The sequence below is a fragment of the Kitasatospora sp. NPDC089913 genome (genome assembly GCF_044748625.1).
Lineage (GTDB): Bacteria > Actinomycetota > Actinomycetes > Streptomycetales > Streptomycetaceae > Kitasatospora.
Window position 1 is genome coordinate 69,580 of the sequence record NZ_JBIVGI010000010.1, and the last position, 16,207, is coordinate 85,786.

General features: G+C 76.2%; 13 protein-coding genes. 12 read left to right on the forward strand and 1 reads right to left on the reverse strand.

The window, feature by feature from the left end; genetic code table 11:
- The first annotated feature begins 107 nt into the window (after positions 1-107).
- Genes ACIPYS_RS17465 through ACIPYS_RS17505 form a run of 9 tightly spaced genes read left to right on the forward strand, consistent with a single transcriptional unit; the run spans position 108 to position 11,726 of the window.
- Positions 108-1,007 carry a glycosyltransferase family 2 protein gene (locus tag ACIPYS_RS17465; RefSeq protein WP_231978427.1) on the forward strand — a complete coding sequence of 300 codons (900 nt, stop codon included), beginning with the start codon at positions 108-110 and terminating at the stop codon, positions 1,005-1,007.
- Complete coding sequence (locus ACIPYS_RS17470) at positions 1,004-2,326, forward strand: glycosyltransferase family 2 protein (RefSeq protein WP_093859505.1); 1,323 nt, start codon at positions 1,004-1,006, stop codon at positions 2,324-2,326. Before ACIPYS_RS17465 ends, ACIPYS_RS17470 begins: the two co-directional genes overlap by 4 nt.
- Positions 2,323-3,735, forward strand: coding sequence for a glycosyltransferase family 2 protein (locus ACIPYS_RS17475; RefSeq protein ID WP_400747030.1), 1,413 nt, complete (start codon positions 2,323-2,325; stop codon positions 3,733-3,735). Before ACIPYS_RS17470 ends, ACIPYS_RS17475 begins: the two co-directional genes overlap by 4 nt.
- Positions 3,735-5,141 (forward strand): lipopolysaccharide biosynthesis protein, encoded by a 1,407-nt coding sequence (locus ACIPYS_RS17480; RefSeq protein WP_400747032.1) that lies wholly within the window; start codon positions 3,735-3,737, stop codon positions 5,139-5,141. The genes ACIPYS_RS17475 and ACIPYS_RS17480 overlap by 1 nt, the downstream gene beginning before the upstream one ends.
- Positions 5,138-6,208 carry a glycosyltransferase family 2 protein gene (locus tag ACIPYS_RS17485; RefSeq protein ID WP_400747034.1) on the forward strand — a complete coding sequence of 357 codons (1,071 nt, stop codon included), beginning with the start codon at positions 5,138-5,140 and terminating at the stop codon, positions 6,206-6,208. The genes ACIPYS_RS17480 and ACIPYS_RS17485 overlap by 4 nt, the downstream gene beginning before the upstream one ends.
- A complete protein-coding gene (locus tag ACIPYS_RS17490; RefSeq protein WP_400747036.1) occupies positions 6,205-7,014 on the forward strand; it encodes a polysaccharide deacetylase family protein in 810 nt (269 codons plus the stop codon). Before ACIPYS_RS17485 ends, ACIPYS_RS17490 begins: the two co-directional genes overlap by 4 nt.
- On the forward strand, positions 7,007-9,061 hold the full coding sequence (locus ACIPYS_RS17495; protein ID WP_400747038.1) for a glycosyltransferase: 2,055 nt from the start codon (positions 7,007-7,009) through the stop codon (positions 9,059-9,061). The genes ACIPYS_RS17490 and ACIPYS_RS17495 overlap by 8 nt, the downstream gene beginning before the upstream one ends.
- Positions 9,058-10,461, forward strand: coding sequence for a family 16 glycosylhydrolase (locus ACIPYS_RS17500; protein ID WP_400747039.1), 1,404 nt, complete (start codon positions 9,058-9,060; stop codon positions 10,459-10,461). Before ACIPYS_RS17495 ends, ACIPYS_RS17500 begins: the two co-directional genes overlap by 4 nt.
- The gene (locus ACIPYS_RS17505; protein ID WP_400747041.1) at positions 10,449-11,726 is read left to right on the forward strand and encodes an ATP-grasp domain-containing protein; all 1,278 of its coding nucleotides are present in this window, start codon (positions 10,449-10,451) and stop codon (positions 11,724-11,726) included. The genes ACIPYS_RS17500 and ACIPYS_RS17505 overlap by 13 nt, the downstream gene beginning before the upstream one ends.
- Before the next feature lie 75 nt (positions 11,727-11,801).
- Here the strand turns inward: ACIPYS_RS17505 and ribA are convergent, their stop codons facing one another.
- Positions 11,802-12,479, reverse strand: a complete 678-nt coding sequence (gene ribA, locus ACIPYS_RS17510) for a GTP cyclohydrolase II (RefSeq protein WP_400747042.1) — start codon at positions 12,477-12,479, stop codon at positions 11,802-11,804.
- A 322-nt stretch (positions 12,480-12,801) separates the two neighbouring features.
- On the opposite strand from ribA, the gene gdhA reads away from it, so the two are divergent.
- The 3 genes from gdhA to ACIPYS_RS17525 all read left to right on the forward strand — a co-directional run bounded on the left by gdhA (position 12,802) and on the right by ACIPYS_RS17525 (position 16,203).
- Complete coding sequence (gdhA, locus tag ACIPYS_RS17515) at positions 12,802-14,181, forward strand: NADP-specific glutamate dehydrogenase (RefSeq protein ID WP_093859497.1); 1,380 nt, start codon at positions 12,802-12,804, stop codon at positions 14,179-14,181.
- Between the two features lie 114 nt (positions 14,182-14,295).
- Positions 14,296-15,168 (forward strand): GyrI-like domain-containing protein, encoded by an 873-nt coding sequence (locus ACIPYS_RS17520; protein ID WP_400747044.1) that lies wholly within the window; start codon positions 14,296-14,298, stop codon positions 15,166-15,168.
- Positions 15,169-15,294: 126 nt separating this feature from the next.
- Positions 15,295-16,203, forward strand: a complete 909-nt coding sequence (locus tag ACIPYS_RS17525) for an NADP-dependent oxidoreductase (protein WP_093859495.1) — start codon at positions 15,295-15,297, stop codon at positions 16,201-16,203.
- Positions 16,204-16,207 lie beyond the last annotated feature (4 nt).

Consider the following 16,207-nt stretch of genomic DNA (forward strand, 5'->3'; position numbering starts at 1 on the left):
CTCCGCGCCGGGCGCGCCCGTCACAGCCAGGGGCCGCGCCGCCCCCGCCGTCCATCGGTCCGTCCGGCGCCAGGCCCACCACCTCTTCGCCGAGAGGCCGGCTTTCGATGAGCACCACCGCGCCCCCGAGCGCCCGCCCCGACCGCCACGACGGCTCCGCCCGCCCCGCCCGTCCCGACGGCCCCGCCCGCCCCGACGGTCACGACGGCCACCCGCTGCGCCGGGCCACCGACCGCGGCACCGAGCACGACCCCGCCCACCCCCGGCCGATGCGCCGGGCCGGGGACGTCGTCGTCACCCGCCGGACCGTCAGTCTGGTCGTCCCCGCCCGCAACGAGGCCCGCAACATCCCCTGGGTCTTCGAACAGATCCCGCGCTGCGTCGACGAGGTCATCCTGGTGGACGGCTCCTCCAGCGACGCGACCGTCCCGATGGCCCGGCACTGCCTGCCGACCGTGCGCAGCGTCGCCCAGCGGGGACCCGGCAAGGGCAACGCCCTGCGCACCGGCTTCGCCGCCGCCACCGGCGAGTACATCGTCATGATCGACGCCGACGGCTCCATGTGGCCCGGCGAGATCCCGCACTTCCTGCACTTCCTCGACCACGGCTACGACTTCGTCAAAGGATCGCGCTGCATCGGCGGCGGCGGATCGCTGGACCTCACCCGGGTCCGCTCGATGGGCAACCGCGCCCTGCTCGCCGTCGCCAACCGCCTGTACGACGCGCGCCTCACCGACCTGTGCTACGGCTACTGCGCCTTCCGCCGCTCCTTCCTGGACGCGCTCGACCTGCGGTCCACCGGCTTCGAGATCGAGGCCGAGATGATCGCGCACGCGCTGCGCTCCGGACTGCGGATCGCCGAGGTGCCGAGCCTGGAACTCCCCCGCCGCAGCGGTCGCTCCCACCTCCACGCCGTCGCCGACGGCCGCCGGGTGCTGAGGACCCTGATCACCGAGCGTCCCGGCGCCCGGCCCTCGGCGACCGTCCCCGCGGAGGAGCAACGATGAAAGGCTCCGACCGGCGCACCGATGCAGCCTGCCCGCGTCCCGCCGCCCGCGACTCGCTCTACACCCCCGTCCGGGTGGTCGACCTGGACCTGGACGAGCCGAGCGGGCTGCGCTCGCCCGGCGGGTCCGGGGCCGACGACCCGGTCGGCCGCGTGTTGGCGTTGGTCCGGCTGCACGGGCACCCGCTCGGCCTGGTCACGGCCACCGGAACAGCCGGCGACACCGTCGCGCTGCGCCGGGCGCTGGTCGACGCCGCCCACCGGGAACTCCCCGTTCCCGCCCTGTCCACCGCGACACCCGCGGCGCGCCCGAGTCGGGTCGGGCGCGCCCGGGTGCCCGCGGGCCCGGTCACGGTCAGCGTGGTCATCTGCACCCGCGACCGGACCGAGTCACTGCGGAGCTGCCTGGACTCCCTGCTGCGGACCGGCTATCCGCACACCGAGGTCCTGGTCGTCGACAACGCTCCGCGCGACGACGCCACCGAACGCCTCGTCGCCGCGCACTACCGCGACCGCGTCCGGTACCTGCGCGAACCCGTGCCCGGGCTGGCCCGGGCCCGCAACCGCGGCCTGGCCGCGGCCCGCGGCGAGGTGGTGGCGTTCGCCGACGACGACCTGATCATCGACACCGGCTGGGTCGAGGCGATCGCCCGGACCTTCCGCGCCGACGACCGGATAGCCTGCGTCACCGGGCTGGTCCTGCCGGCCGAACTCGACACCCCCGCGCAGGCCGCGCTGGAGCAGTACGGCGGTTACTCGCGGGGCTTCGCCGCCCGGGACTGGTCGCTGCGCCAACGGCCGGACGACCCGCTCGTCCGCTTCTCCGTCGGCCGCTTCGGCTCCGGCGCCAACATGGCCTTCCGGACGGCGGTCGTCCGCGGCTTCGGCGGCTTCGACCCGGCGACCGGTGCCGGCACCCCCGCCCGCGGCGGGGAGGAACTGCTCGCCTTCTTCCAGACCCTCGACACCGGCCACACCGTCGCCTACCAGCCCGATGCCATCGTCTGGCACCGCCACCCGCGGACCACCGGCGCGCTCGGGCGGCAGGTGTTCAACTTCGGCGTCGGCTTCGGTGCCTACCTCACGGCCGCGGTCACCCGGCGCCCCGGCGTGCTGCTCGACCTGGCCCGCCACCTCCCCGGCGGGCTGCGGCGGTGGCAGCGGGTCCGCCGCGACCGGGCCCGCGGCGCCCCGGCCGACCGGGAGCTCGCCCAACTGCGGCTCGGGCGCCGCGAACTCGGCGGCATGCTGGTCGGGCCGTTCGGCTACGCGGTCAGCGTCTGGCGCCAGCGCGGGTGGAACGACGGAGGCGCGTCGTGACCGCCGTCCGGCCGGCGGCCGCCCCGCCGGTCCCCGCGCCGACGCCGGCCCTGCCGGTGCCCGCCCGGGTGATGGACCTCGACCTCGACCGGCCCGGCGGGCCCTGGGCCCCCGGCCGGTCGGGGCCCGCCCGGGGGCCGGACCGGTCGGTGCCGTCCGCGGTGGCCCTGGTCCGCCGGGCCGGTCGGCCGCTGGGCCTGGTCGCCCTCGGCCCGGACGGGGCGGCGGACGGGGCGGCGGACGGTGGTCCGGACGCCCTTCGCGAACGTCTCGTCGCCGCCGCCGAACGGCGGTTCGGCCCCGGTGCGGACCCGGCCCCCGCCCCCGCCTCCGCCTCTGCCCCCGCTTCCGCCCCCGCCCCCGTCGACCGCACCCCGCCGACGGTCACCGTCGTGGTCTGCACCCGCGGCCGGACCACCCTGCTCGGCGACAGCCTCCGCGCCCTGCTGCGCACCGACCACCCCGCCACCGAGATCCTGGTCGTCGACAACGCCCCCGAGGACGACAGCACCGAACGACTGGTCCGCGGCCTCGCCCCCGGCCGGCTGCGCTACCTGCGGGAGCCCGTGCCCGGTCTGGCCCGGGCCCGCAACCGGGGCCTCGCGGCCGCCCACGGCGAGATCGTCGCCTTCACCGACGACGACACCCTGGCCGACCCCGGCTGGGCGGGCGCGCTCGCCGCCGCCTTCCGCGCGGACCCCCGGATCGCCTGCGTCACCGGCCTGGTGGTGCCCGCCGAACTCGACACCGAGGCCCAGGCGCTCTTCGAACGCTACTGCGGCTTCGGCAAGGGCTTCGCCCCGCGCGACTGGTCCCGGCGGGCCGACGCCGCCGACCCGCTCTTCCCGTTCGCCGCCGGCCGCTTCGGCACCGGCGCCAACATGGCCTTCCGGACCGCGACGCTGCGCCGGCTCGGCGGCTTCGACCCGGCCACCGGTGCCGGCACGCCGACCCGCGGCGGCGAGGACCTGCTCGCCTTCCTCGGCGTCCTGGCCGCCGGACACACCCTGGCCTACCGGCCGGAGGCCGTCGTCTGGCACCGCCACCGCCGCACCCGGACCGAACTCGAGGCCCAGATCCGGGGTTTCGGCATCGGCCTCGGCGGCTACCTCACCGCGGCCGTGGTCCACCGTCCCGCGCTGCTCGCCGACCTGCTGCGCCGGGTCCCGGCCGGGACCCGGTACGCCCTGCGGCGCGCCACCGCCCCCACCGTGACCCCCGCCGCCCCCACCGTGACCCCCACCGCCTCCGTCGCGCCGGCCCACAGCGACGGCGCGGCGGACCCCCGGACCGACCCGGCGCTGGCCCGGCTCGGCCGGATCGAACTGCGCGGCCTCCTCCTCGGCCCGGCCGGATACCTGGTCGGCCGGGCACAGGACCGCCGGTTCCGGGCGGGGAGCCGGTCGTGATGCTGCTCCCCGCACCCCGCACGGTCGCCGACCGCGCCTGCTCCTGCCCGCGGCCGCTGCCCTGCCAGTGCTCCTACCGGACCCTGCTGGCCGCCCGCGCCCGCGCCGCCCGGGCCGCCGGAACCGACCGCGCCGCCCGGGCGCTGCGCGCCGTCCGGCCCGCCGACGCCCTGGTCCGCAACGGACACCTGCTGCTGCTCAGCTCCGTGCTCGCGGCCGCCCTCGGCGCGGTGTTCTGGCTGTTCGCCACCCGTTGGTACAGCGCCGAGGCGGTCGGCCTGAGCACCGCCGCGGTGTCCGCCGCCGGGCTGCTCTCCGCGGTCGGCCGGTTCAACCTCAACGGCGTCCTGGTGCGCTTCGTCCCGGTCGCCGGCCGGGGCACCCGGCGGCTGGTGCTGCGCTGCTACGCGGTGAGCGCGGTCACCGGCGCCCTCGCCGCGGTCGGCTTCCTGCTGCTGATCCCCCGGATCTCCCCGAGCCTCGGCTACCTGCGGGAACCGCTGCTGGCGGTCTCCTTCGTCGTCGTGACGGCCGGCTACTCGATCTTCGTGCTCCAGGACGGCGCCCTCACCGGACTGCGCCGGGCCGGCCTGGTGGTCGGCGAGAACGCCTGCTTCGCGCTCGTCAAGGCCGGGGCCCTGGCGGTCTGTGCCGCGCTCGCCGTCGGCACCGGGATCCTGCTCTCCTGGGCCGCGGCCCTGCTGCTGACGGTGCTGGTGACCAACGTGGTGCTGTTCCGCCGGGCCGTTCCGGCGCACGAGCGGCTGTCCGTCACCACCCCGCCGCCGCACCCGCGGATCGGCCGCTACGCCGTCGCCGACTACCTCGGCAACCTGGCCGGGATCACCGCGTGCAGCGTCGTCCCGCTGATGGTCCTGGCCGCCCTCGGCGCCGAGCGGGCCGCCTACTACGCGCTCGCCTGGGTGATCGCCGACAGCCTCTACATGGCCGCCTACAGCATGGGCAGTTCCCTGGTCGTCGAGGCCGCCAGGGAGCCGGAACGGCTCGCCGAGCACGCCCGCCGGATGCTGCGGCACACCGGGCTGATCGTGCTCTCCGCCGTGGTCGTGATCGTGGCCGGCGCGCCGTGGCTGCTGCGGCTCTTCGGCCCCGGCTACGCCGAGCACGGCACCACCGCGCTGCGGCTGATGGCGCTCTCCGCGCTGCCCACCGTCGTGCTGAGCCTGGCCACCGACGTCGCCCGGGCCCGCCGCGCCCTGCGCTGGATGATCGGCCTCCAGGTCGTGTACGCGGCGCTGGTCGTCGCGCTCGCCGCCGTCCTGCTCCCCGCGTACGGCCTGGCGGGCGTCGGCGCCGCCTGGCTGATCGCCCCCACCGCCCTCGCCCTTCCCCTGCTGGCAGCGCTTCCGCGCTGGCTGCCGTCCACCCACCGGAGACCGCGATGAACACCCGGCGACCCGAGACCGAGACCGCGAGCAGCACCCGGCGGGCGGAGGCACCGGCCACCACCCTCTCGGTCGTGGTCTGCAGCTACACCCTCGACCGGTGGGACGACCTCACCGCCGCCCTCGACTCCCTGGCCGCACAGCGGCGCCGGCCCGACGAGACGGTGGTCGTGGTCGACCACTGCCCGGCGCTGACCGCCCGGCTGGCCGCCCGCCCGGAGCTGCGGGTGGTCGAGAGCACCGAGCCGCCGGGCGTCTCCGGCGCCCGCAACACCGGAGTGCGGGTGGCCCGGGGCGAACTGCTGGCCTTCCTCGACGACGACGCGGTGGCCGCCCCCGACTGGACCGAGGCCCTGCTCGACGGCTACCGCGACCCGGCGGTGCTGGGCGTCGGCGGCCGGGTCGACTCCTGGTGGGAGACCGGCCGACCCGGCTGGTTCCCGCCCGAGTACGACTGGGTGGTCGGCTGCTCCTACCCCGGCGCGCCCGAGGACGCGGGCGCCGTGCGCAACTTCATCGGCGCCAACATGTCGTTCCGGCGGGCCGCGGTGGTCGCCGCCGGAGGCTTCCGGGGCGACCTCGGCCGGATCGGCACCAGCCCGTTCGGCTGCGAGGAGACCGAACTCTGCGTCCGGCTCACCGCGCTGAACCCCGGGGGCGTCCTGCGCCACCAGCCCACCGCGGTGGTCCGCCAGCACGTGCCGCCGGCCCGCACCGGCTGGCGCTACTTCAGCTCCCGCTGCTACGCCGAGGGCCGCTCCAAGGCCGTGGTCGCCCGGCACGTCGGCACCCGGTCCGCGCTCTCCAGCGAGCGGCGCTACCTGCGCCGCACCCTGCCGGTCGCCGTGCTCCGCGCGGTGCGGCACGGACGGCTGCGGGCGGCCGGGGCGCTCGGGGCCGGGGCCTGCCTGGCCGCCGCCGGGTACGCCACCGGCAGGATCGGCCGGCCGCCCGGCCCGGGCGCCACCGGGACGGACACCACCGGGACGGACGCCACCGGCACGGACGCGCCCGGCACGGCGACCGCGACCGTGGCGCCCGACACCGGAGCGGGGACCCGGCCATGACCCCGGTACCGGTCTTCCTCTACCACTCGGTGTCCGACCACCCCCCGAACTGGATCGCCCCGTGGACGGTGACCCCGGAGGTCTTCCGCCGCCAGCTGGACCGGATCGCCGAGGGCCGCTCGGTCGTCCCGCTGCGGAGGCTGGTCGCCGCCGTGCGCGGCGGCCCCCCGCTCCCGCCCCGGGCGGCCGTCCTCACCTTCGACGACGGCTTCGCCGACTTCTACTGGACGGTCGCCCCGCTGCTGGAGGAACGCGGACTGCCCGCCACCCTCTACCTCACCGTCGGCGCCGTCCACCCGCCCGGCGGCCGCCCCACCGGCAGCCTGTTCCCGCCCGCCGACATGCTGAACTGGCGCCAGGTCGCCGCCCTGGACGCGACGGGCGTCGAGATCGGCGGCCACTCCGTCACCCACGCCCAGCTGGACACCCTCCGCCCCCGGCGGTGCACCGAGGAGGTCGCCGGCTGCAAGCACCGGCTGGAGGACGCGCTCGGCCACGAGGTCACGGCCTTCGCCTACCCGCACGGCTACTCCAGCGCCGCCGTCCGCCGCCGGGTCGCCGAGGCCGGGTGGACCTCGGCCACCGCCGTCGAGAACAGGTTCAGCTCCGCCACCGACCACGTGCTGCGGCTCGGCCGGCTGATGGTCCGGCGCGACACCCCCGAGCGTGTCTTCGCCGACTGGGTGGCCGGGCGGAGCGCCCGCACCGGCCCCGTCCCGGAGAGCCTCTACACCCGGTACTGGCGGGGCTACCGGCGGCTGCGCGCGGCCGTCGGCAGCCCGGTGGGCGGTCCTTCCGATGGTTGACCAACTGGCCGGGGCACGCCCCCCGGACTCCGCCGGACCGGGCCGTGCCCGCGGACACCCGGCCCGGCGAGTCCGCCGTCCCGCCGGGTTCCTCGCCGGCCTCGGCCCGCTCGCGCTCTTCGCCCGGTGCGCCCTGCCGGCCGCCGTCCTGCTCTGGCTGCTGGCCCTGCCCCGGACCAGGACCGACCACATGGGCGCGCTCGGACTGGTCGGGGCCCTGCCGGTGCTCTACTGGGCCGGCCTCGCGCTGCTGACCGCCGGCTTCACCGCCGTGCTCGCCGAGCGCGGCGCCCGGCGGCGCTGGGCGCCCGGCTACGTGCTCGCCCTGATCGCCTTCCTGCACGCCACCCCCACCCTGCTCTACCCGGAACTGCGCTACGCCTGGGCGTGGAAGCACGTCGTGGTCGTCGACGCGATGCTCCGCCACGACGGCGCCGTCCCCGACGCGGGCGCGCTCGACGCCTACAACCAGTGGCCGGGCTTCTTCCAGCTCAACGTGCTGTTCCTGCGCGCCACCGGCCTGCACTCGGCCCTCGGCTACGCGGCCTGGTACCCGGTGCTGGCCAACGTGCTGCTGCTCGGGCCGCTGCTGCTGGTCCTGCGCACCGTCACCACGAACGGTCGGCTGGTCTGGGGCGGGGTGTGGATCTACTACAGCGCCTCCTGGGTGGGCCAGGACTACTTCTCCCCGCAGGCGTTCTCCTACCTGCTCTTCCTCGCCGTGCTCGCGCTGGTCCTGCGACGGCTGGCGGCCGGACGGCCGCCGGCGGACGGCCCCGGGGCGGACGGCTCCGGGCCGCAAGGACCACCGGGGGCGGCGGGCGCGACGGGGGAGCGGGGACGGGCGGGGGCGTCGGGGGAGGGGCTGCCGGCGGTCGGCGGCGCCCGCGCGGTGACCTGGAGCACCGATCTGCCCCGGCGCGGCGGCTGGCGCCCGCTGCCCTTCGCGCTGGTCCTGGTGCTGACCGCCGCCATCGTCTGCTCCCACCAGCTCACCCCGCTGATGCTGATCAGCGCGCTGGTGATGCTCGCGCTCCCGCGGCGCAACCGGCGCGTGGTGCTCCCCGTCCTGGCCGCCGCCGTCGCCCTGACCTTCGCCTGGGACTCCACCGTCGCCCGCCCCTACCTCTCGAAGAACCTCGGCGACCTGGTGGCCGCCCTGGCCTCGCCGGACAACAACGCGCTGCCCGGCCTGCAACGGCTCGCCCGCCCGGCCGAGGCACAGGTGTTCGCCTCCTGGGTGGACCGGGGACTGACCGCCGCCGTGCTGCTGCTGGCGGTGGCCGCCCTGGTGCGCCACCGCTGGGTGCGGCGGACCAGCCTGCCGCTGCTGCTGGCCGCGCCGGTCCCGCTGTTGCTGGCGAACAGCTACGGCGGTGAAATGGTCTTCCGGGCCTATCTGTTCGCCCTTCCGGCCGCGGCGATGCTCGCCGCCACGGTGCTCATCCCGGCCGGGACCCCGCCGGCCGCCCCCGCTGCCGTCGGGACCGCTCCCGGCGCGGCCGCGCCCGCCCCGGCCCGGGGGCCCGGTCCGGCCCGCTGGGGCCTGACCCTGTTCTCGCTGCTGGCCCTGCTCTTCGGCCTGGTCTTCGGTTACTACGGCAAGGAGGCCATGAACCGCTTCACCCCCGGCGAGGCCGCCGCCGTGCGGTTCGTCGCGGACACGGCCCCGGCCGGCTCGCGGATCGTCTCGGTCACCGCCGACCTCCCGGGCGGCGAGGTGCGCTACGACGAACTCGGGCGCACGGCCCTGGCCTCGGGCACGCCGCAGGACCGCCTGCTGCTCGTGCGCGACCCGGCCGCCGCGGTCGGCGCCGCGCTGGCCGACCCGACCGTCACCGGACCGTCCTACCTGGTGCTGACCCAGGCGCAGGCCGCCGAGTGCCGGCTGACCGGCGTGCTGCCCGCCGACACCGTGGACCGGGTGCGGGCCGTGGCGGCGTCCTCGCCGTCGCTGCGGGTGGTCTTCGCCGACGGCGACGCCGTGGTCTACCAGTACTCCGCCCGGACCGCCGGCCCGGGCCCGACCGAGGGAGGCGGCGCGTGACGGGATCCTGGTCGCCGACGGTGCGCCGGGCGGCGCCCGCCCTGCTGGGCTGGGCGGCCGTCGCCGCCACCGCGCTGCCTGCCGGCTCCCCGCCGAGGGTCGCGCTCACGGCCGCCTTCGTCCTGGCCGGCCCCGGTGCGGCCGCCCTGTCGGGGCGTCCGACGATCGCCCGGGCCGCCGGGCCCGACCGCTGGGCCGCGGCCGTGCTGGTGCTCGCGCTGAGTCTCGCCCTGGCCTCACTGACGACGGTCGGACTGATGCTCGGCGGGGTGTTCTCGGCCCGGACGGCGCTGGTGGTCCTGGCGGCGGTGAGCACGCTGCTCGTCGTCCTGCCGCCCCGGTCGCGCTCCTTGAGATCCTCGAGCTCCTCGCGCTCCTCGCGCTCCCTCGCGTCCCGCCCGCGTTCGTCCCGCCCGCGTACGTCCCGCCCGCGTACGTCCCGCCTCCGTACGTCCCGCCTCCGTACGTCCCGCCCGCGCGGCTCCCGGTCCGGGCGGGCGGTCGGGACGACGGCCGCCGTCGCCCTGCTGGTGCTGGTCGCCGCCTGCTCGGGCTCCGGCGGCGGACGGTCGACCACGTCCGGTGCGTCCGGTGCGTCGCGAGCGGGCGGCGGTGGGTCCGGCCCGGCCGCCGCCGGGGCCGCCCTGCCCGAGGGCGCCCCGCCGCTCCCGGCCTCGGCCACCCCGTGGCACCTGGCCTTCGACGACCGCTTCACCGGCACGGGCCTCGACCGTTCGAAGTGGACCACCTGCTACGACTGGAACGACCACGGCTGCACCAACGCCGGCAACGGCGAGGACCAGTGGTACCAGCCGGGCCAGGTCAGGGCGGGCGGCGGCCTGCTGACCCTGACCGCGCAGCGCCGCACCGCGGCGGGCACCGACGGCCGGTCCCACCCGTGGGTCTCGGGCATGGTCAGCACCGGCCGCGACTCCTGGAACGCGCCGCCCCGCCACACCTTCACCTACGGCTACTTCTCCGCCGCGATCAAGGTCCCGAAGGACCCGCACGGCTTCTTCCCCGCGTTCTGGCTGATCCCGGCGGAGAGCCGCGGCACTCCGCCGGAGCTCGACATCGCGGAGTTCCCGAACACCGACCAGTACGCCCAGATGTACCTGCACTGGCGGGCGGAGGACGGCTCCGACCAGCACGTCGGTCAGAGCGCGGGCCCGGCCGACTTCTCCGCCGGCTTCCACGTCTTCGCCGTCGACTGGCAGCCCGACGCGGTGACCTGGTACGTGGACGGCACGCCCTGGTTCAAGGTCAGCGATCCCGCGCGGATCCCGGACGTGGCGATGGAACTCGTCGTCAACCTGGCCGTCGGCTACCTGGAATCGCCTCCCGCCGGGACCGACTCGGCGGCTCTCCAGGTGGAGTGGGTGCAGGTATGGCAGCACTGATCGGTACCCGCCGCCCGGGCCCCGGCCCCGCCCTCGACCGGACCGTCCCGGCCCTGCTGGTGAAGGTGGGGCGGTACCCGCAGTCGCACAGCGCGGTCGGCGCCGTCCGCTCGCTCGGCCGGCTCGGCGTCCCGGTGTACGCGATGGTCGAGGACCGGTTCACGCCTACCGCGCTCTCCCGCTACCTGGCCGGCGCCCTGGTCGCGCCCAGCACCGGGCGCGAACCCGCCGCCGAACTCGCCGCCCGCCTGGGGGAGGCCGCCCGCGAGGTCCGGCGGCGCACCGGCCGGCGGGCGGTGGCGGTGGCCACCGACGACGAGGCCGCCGTCCTGCTGGCGGAGCACGCCGCCGACTACGCGGCCGACCTCCGGTTGCCGCCGGTACCGACGGGCCTGCCCCGGCGGCTCGCCGACAAGGCGGCGCTGCACGCGCTCTGCCGGGCCACCGGCACCCCCACCCCGGACACCTGCGCCCCGGCCGACCGGGACGGACTGCTCGCCGCCGCCGACCGGCTGGGCTTCCCGCTGGTCCTGAAGAACCGCGCGCCGTTCAGCCGGCTGCTCCACCCGGCGGTCGGCCACACCACCGTGGTCCGGGACCGCGCGGAGCTGCTGGCCCGGTGCGGGCAGCACACCGGGCCGCTCGACGTGGTGGCGCAGGAGTACCTGCCGGCGGAGGGCGCCGAGGACTGGTTCACCCATCTGACCTGCGGCCCCGGTGGGGAGCCGCTGGCGGTCTTCACCGGCGTCAAGCTGCGCTCCTGGCCGCCGGGCGGCGGCGTGACCACCAGGGCCCGGGCGGTGGCCGATCCGGCGCTGGCCGAACTCGCGGCCGGTTTCTGCCGGCGGATCGGGTACTGCGGTGTCGCCGACCTCGACTGGCGGCTCGACCCGAGGGACGGCCGCCACAAGCTGGTGGACTTCAACCCCCGGACCGGCGCGCAGTTCCGGCTGTTCGAGACGGCGGACGGGGTGGACGTGGTCCGGGCGCTGCACCTGTCGCTCACCGGACGGCCCGTACCGGCCGGTGAGCAGCGGGGCCGGGGCTACGCGGTCGGCCAGCTCGACCTGCTGGCGGTGGCCTCCGCCGTCCGTCACGAGGGCCGCCCGCCGGCCGGCCTGCGACCGCGCCGGGGCACCGAACGCGCCTGGCTGTGCGCGGACGACCCGCTCCCCGCCGTCGCCGAGGCGGCCCGTTTCGGCACCCGTGCCGTCCGCTTCGCCGGCCGTCGCGCCGTGCGCACCGTCGCCCGCCGTCCGGCCTGAGGCCCGGTCCGCGCGGCCCGGTCGGGGCGGCCCGTCCGGCTCGGCCCGCCCGGCCCGGGCCCCGGCCCGCCCGGCTCAGCCCACCAGCCGGGACAGCTCGATCGAGTGCCCCGTCCGCTCCACCTTCGCCCGCAGGTACCGGACGTTGCTCTCGGACAGGTGCACACCCGTCGGCACCCGGCGCTCGACCGTGACACCCAGGGCGGCCAACTGGGCGTCCTTGTCGGGGTTGTTGCTCAGCAGCTCGATCCCGTCCACCCCGAGCGCGTCGAGCATCTGCGCGGCCGCCGTGTAGTCGCGGCCGTCCTCCGGCAGTCCGAGCGCCGTGTTGGCGTCGTACGTGTCGAGTCCGGAGTCCTGGAGCGCGTAGGCGTCGAGCTTGTTGTAGAGCCCGATACCGCGCCCCTCCTGCCGCAGGTACAGCAGGTAGCCGCCCGCGTCGGAGATCCGCTCGACCGCCTCGCGCAGCTGCGGCCCGCAGTCGCAGCGGTCGGAGCCGAACACGTCCCCGGTCAGGCACTCCGAGTGCAGCCGGACGAGCGGTGTGCCGCCCTCCGGCACGGTGCCGAGGGCCAGCGCGAGGTGCTCGGCCCCGTCCGTCAGTCCGTGGAAGGTGAACACCTCGGCCTCGGCCCGGTACTCGTCCGCGAAGGTCAGCGGAATCCGCACCCGGGACCGGACCCGGGCACCGTCGACGGGGCGCGCGCCCTGCGGGGAATTGTTCTGCTGCTGGGGCAGCTGCACCTGCGGCATGGCTGGACCTCCGTGACGGCCGGTTCTCCTGGGACTCGGCTCCCGACGGTACTAGGTAGTTCCAATTTGAACAACATCTCGGCCGGAGGTGTACGGAGGGTCGGCGCCGCGTACGAACCGAAAGCCGAGGTCGGCCGCGATCCGACAGGGGCGGACAAACGCGGGGGAGCAGTGCGAGACTGGCGCCTGCGAGCGGTCCTGAGTCGCCGCGCTGGTGTTGTTGCGCGCCGTGACGCCCTCAATGGCGAGGGGACCGCCGGCGTCTCCCCCCGGGCGGGGGAGCGCCTGTCTTTCGACCACCCCCATGGAAGGTGCTCACAAGATGCCGGCTACCCCTGTGCCCGTCGCGTCCCACCACGCCGAGGACCCCGCCCTCGAGTCGCTGCTCGCCGAGGTGCTGCGCCGCAACGCCGGCGAGCCCGAGTTCCACCAGGCCGTGCGGGAGGTGCTGGAGACGCTCGGTCCGGTGCTGGCGGCACGGCCGGAGCTGGTCGAGGCGCGGATCGTCGAGCGGATCGTGGAGCCCGAGCGGCAGGTGATGTTCCGGGTGCCGTGGACCGACGACCGGGGCCGGGTGCACGTCAACCGGGGTTTCCGGGTGGAGTTCAACAGCGCGCTCGGCCCGTACAAGGGCGGGCTGCGGTTCCACCCCTCGGTGAACCTCGGGATCGTGAAGTTCCTCGGCTTCGAGCAGATCTTCAAGAACGCGCTGACCGGCCTGGGCATCGGCGGCGGCAAGGGCGGCTCGGACTTCGACCCCAAGGGCCGTTCGGACGCCGAGATCATGCGCTTCTGCCAGTCCTTCATGACCGAGCTGTACCGCCACCTCGGCGAGCACACCGACGTCCCGGCCGGGGACATCGGCGTCGGCGGCCGGGAGATCGGCTACCTGTTCGGCCAGTACAAGCGGATCACCAACCGCTACGAGGCGGGCGTGCTGACCGGCAAGGGGATCGGCTGGGGCGGCTCCCAGGCCAGGACCGAGGCCACCGGCTACGGCTGCGTGCTGTTCACCGCCGAGATGCTGCGCGCCCGGGGCGAGGAGCTGGACGGCCTGCGGGTCGCCGTCTCCGGCTCCGGCAACGTCGCGCTGTACGCGATCGAGAAGGCCCGGCAGCTCGGCGCGACCGTGGTCACCGCCTCCGACTCCACCGGCTTCGTGGTGGACGAGAAGGGCATCGACCTCGACCTGCTGAAGGAGGTCAAGGAGGTCCGCCGCGGCCGGCTCACCGAGTACGCCGAGCGGCGCGGCAGCCACGTCAAGTACCAGGAGGGCACCGGCGTCTGGAGCGTCCCGGTGGACGTGGCGCTGCCCTGCGCGACCCAGAACGAGCTGGCCGGGCCGGACGCGCTGGCCCTGGTCCGGGGCGGGGTGCGGGCGGTCGCCGAGGGCGCCAACATGCCGACCACGCCGGAGGCGGTGCGGGTGTTCCAGGAGGCCGGGGTGGCCTTCGGGCCGGGCAAGGCCGCCAACGCCGGCGGCGTCGCGACCAGTGCGCTGGAGATGCAGCAGAACGCCTCCCGCGACGCGTGGTCCTTCGAGCGGACGGAGGAGCGGCTGGCCGCGATCATGCGCGGCATCCACGACTCCTGCCACACCACGGCGGAGAAGTACGGCCGTCCCGGGGACTACGTCCTGGGCGCCAACATCGCCGGCTTCGAGCTGGTGGCGGACGCGATGCTGGCGCAGGGCCTGATCTGACGGACCGCACCGTCGCGGGCCACCCGACCGGAGCGGGCACGGGATGTCGGGTCCGGCCGGGTGGCCGCTGCCTACGGTGAGGAGCACAGGAACGGAAGGACGGGGCGGAACGGGATGCTGGACCGGCTGAACCAGGCCATGGAGTACATCGAGGAGCACCTCGACGGGACGGTCGACGCGGGCGAGCTCGCGCGGATCGCGACCACCTCGGAGTACCACTTCCGGCGGCTGTTCTCGGCCCTGGCCGGCATGCCGCTGTCGGAGTACCTCCGGCGCCGGCGGCTGACCCTCGCGGGGGCCGAAGTGCTGGCCGGGGAGCGGACCCTGCTCGATGTCGCGGTCCGCTACGGCTACGGCTCGGGCGAGGCGTTCGCCCGGGCGTTCCGGGCGATGCACGGCGTCGGCCCGGGCGAGGCCCGGCGGAGCGGCGCGGTGCTCGTCTCCCAGCCCCGGATGTCCTTCCGGCTCGTCGTCGAAGGGAGCAGCAGCATGGAGTACCGGATCGTCGAGAAGCCGGCGTTCAGGATCGTCGGGCGCCGGGCCAGGGTGCCGTTGGTGCACGAGGGGGTCAACCCGGCCATCGCCGAGTTCGTCCGGGGGCTCGGGCCGGGCGAGGTGGAGCGGATCACGGCCCTCTCGGGGCAGGAGCCGCGCGGGATCCTCGCGGTCACCGAGTTCTTCTCGGACAGCCGGGAGCAGGGCGTGCCGCTCGACTACTACCACGCGGTGGCGGCCGGGCCGGACGCCGAGGTGCCGGACGGCCTCGACGTGCGGGAGGTCCCGACCGGCACCTGGGCGGTGTTCCGTGCGGTCGGGCCGTTCCCGCGGGCGCTCCAGGAGATGTGGCGGGACGTCTTCACCCAGTGGTTCCCGTCCAACCCGTACGAGTTCCGGCCGGGCCCGGAGATCCTGCGGGTCGCCGCCCTCGTGGAGGCGGCGGAGGCGGAGGCCGAGCTCTGGATCCCGGTGGTGCGGTCCGGTGGCTGACGGGGCGGCCCGCGGCCGGTCGGGTCGTCCCGCCGGTCCGCCCCGTTCGGCCCACCAGGACCGGACCGGCCCCGGCCCCCACCCGCATGCTGGGGCGGGGGCCGTGGAGCGGAAGGTGGAGCGGGCATGGCCAAGGCGTTCGGATTCGTCGACTACGGCGGCCCGGAGAAGCAGGAGTTCCTGGACCGGCCCGTACTGGAGCCCGGACCGGGGCAGCTGGCGGTCGCCGTCCGGGCGGCCGGGGTGAACCCGGTGGACTGGAAGGTCCGCCGGGGCCTGCTCGGCCGGGAACGCCCACTGCCCTTCGTGATGGGGTCGGAGGCGTCCGGGGTGGTGGAGCGGATCGGTCCCGGCGTCACCGGGTTCACCCCCGGCGACGAGGTGTTCGGACTGGTCGCGGCGGGCGCCTACGCCGAACAGACGCTGCTGCTGGCCGGGTCGAGCGCGCTGAAGCCGGCGAAGGTCGGCTTCGACGCGGCCGCCACCCTGCCGGTCGCGGCCGCGACCGCCGACGACGCCGTCCGCGACATCGGTCTGGGCGCCGGGCGGACCCTGCTGATCCTCGGTGTCTCCGGCGGCGTCGGCAGCGCCGCCGCGCAGATCGCCCGCAGCCGGGGGATCCGCGTCGTCGGCACGGCCGGTGACTCCAACCGTGCCCATGTCGAGTCACTGGGCGCGGTGCAGGTCCGGTACGGCGAGGGCGTCGCGGACCGGATCCGCGCGGTCGCGCCGGACGGCGTCGACGGCATCCTCGACCTGGTCGGCGGGGCGGACGCCCGGGCCGCCGCGGTGACCCTGGCCGACCGGTCCCGGCTGGTGACCACCACCGACCCGGCCACCGCCCAGGAGCTGGGCGGCCGCTACATCACCCGGTCCACCACCCCCGGAACCCTGGTCGCCCTGGCCGAACTCGTGGCCGCCGGGGAACTGGACCCGCACATCTCCGCCCGCTACCCGCTGGCGCACGCCGCCGAGGCCCTGGCACTCGTCGAATCGGGGCACGCGCGCGGCAAGCTGGTCCTCGACGTGGGCTGACGGC

Excerpts from the sequence above, each read along its gene's own strand:
- ACIPYS_RS17480 (WP_400747032.1), top strand. The coding sequence starts at position 3,735 with ATGCTGCTCCCCGCACCCCGCACGGTCGCCGACCGCGCCTGCTCCTGC.
- ACIPYS_RS17520 (WP_400747044.1), top strand. The coding sequence starts at position 14,296 with ATGCTGGACCGGCTGAACCAGGCCATGGAGTACATCGAGGAGCACCTC.
- ACIPYS_RS17505 (WP_400747041.1), top strand. The coding sequence starts at position 10,449 with ATGGCAGCACTGATCGGTACCCGCCGCCCGGGCCCCGGCCCCGCCCTC.
- gdhA (WP_093859497.1), top strand. The coding sequence starts at position 12,802 with ATGCCGGCTACCCCTGTGCCCGTCGCGTCCCACCACGCCGAGGACCCC.
- ribA (WP_400747042.1), bottom strand. The coding sequence starts at position 12,479 with ATGCCGCAGGTGCAGCTGCCCCAGCAGCAGAACAATTCCCCGCAGGGC.
- ACIPYS_RS17525 (WP_093859495.1), top strand. The coding sequence starts at position 15,295 with ATGGCCAAGGCGTTCGGATTCGTCGACTACGGCGGCCCGGAGAAGCAG.
- ACIPYS_RS17490 (WP_400747036.1), top strand. The coding sequence starts at position 6,205 with ATGACCCCGGTACCGGTCTTCCTCTACCACTCGGTGTCCGACCACCCC.
- ACIPYS_RS17470 (WP_093859505.1), top strand. The coding sequence starts at position 1,004 with ATGAAAGGCTCCGACCGGCGCACCGATGCAGCCTGCCCGCGTCCCGCC.
- ACIPYS_RS17495 (WP_400747038.1), top strand. The coding sequence starts at position 7,007 with ATGGTTGACCAACTGGCCGGGGCACGCCCCCCGGACTCCGCCGGACCG.
- ACIPYS_RS17465 (WP_231978427.1), top strand. The coding sequence starts at position 108 with ATGAGCACCACCGCGCCCCCGAGCGCCCGCCCCGACCGCCACGACGGC.
- ACIPYS_RS17485 (WP_400747034.1), top strand. The coding sequence starts at position 5,138 with ATGAACACCCGGCGACCCGAGACCGAGACCGCGAGCAGCACCCGGCGG.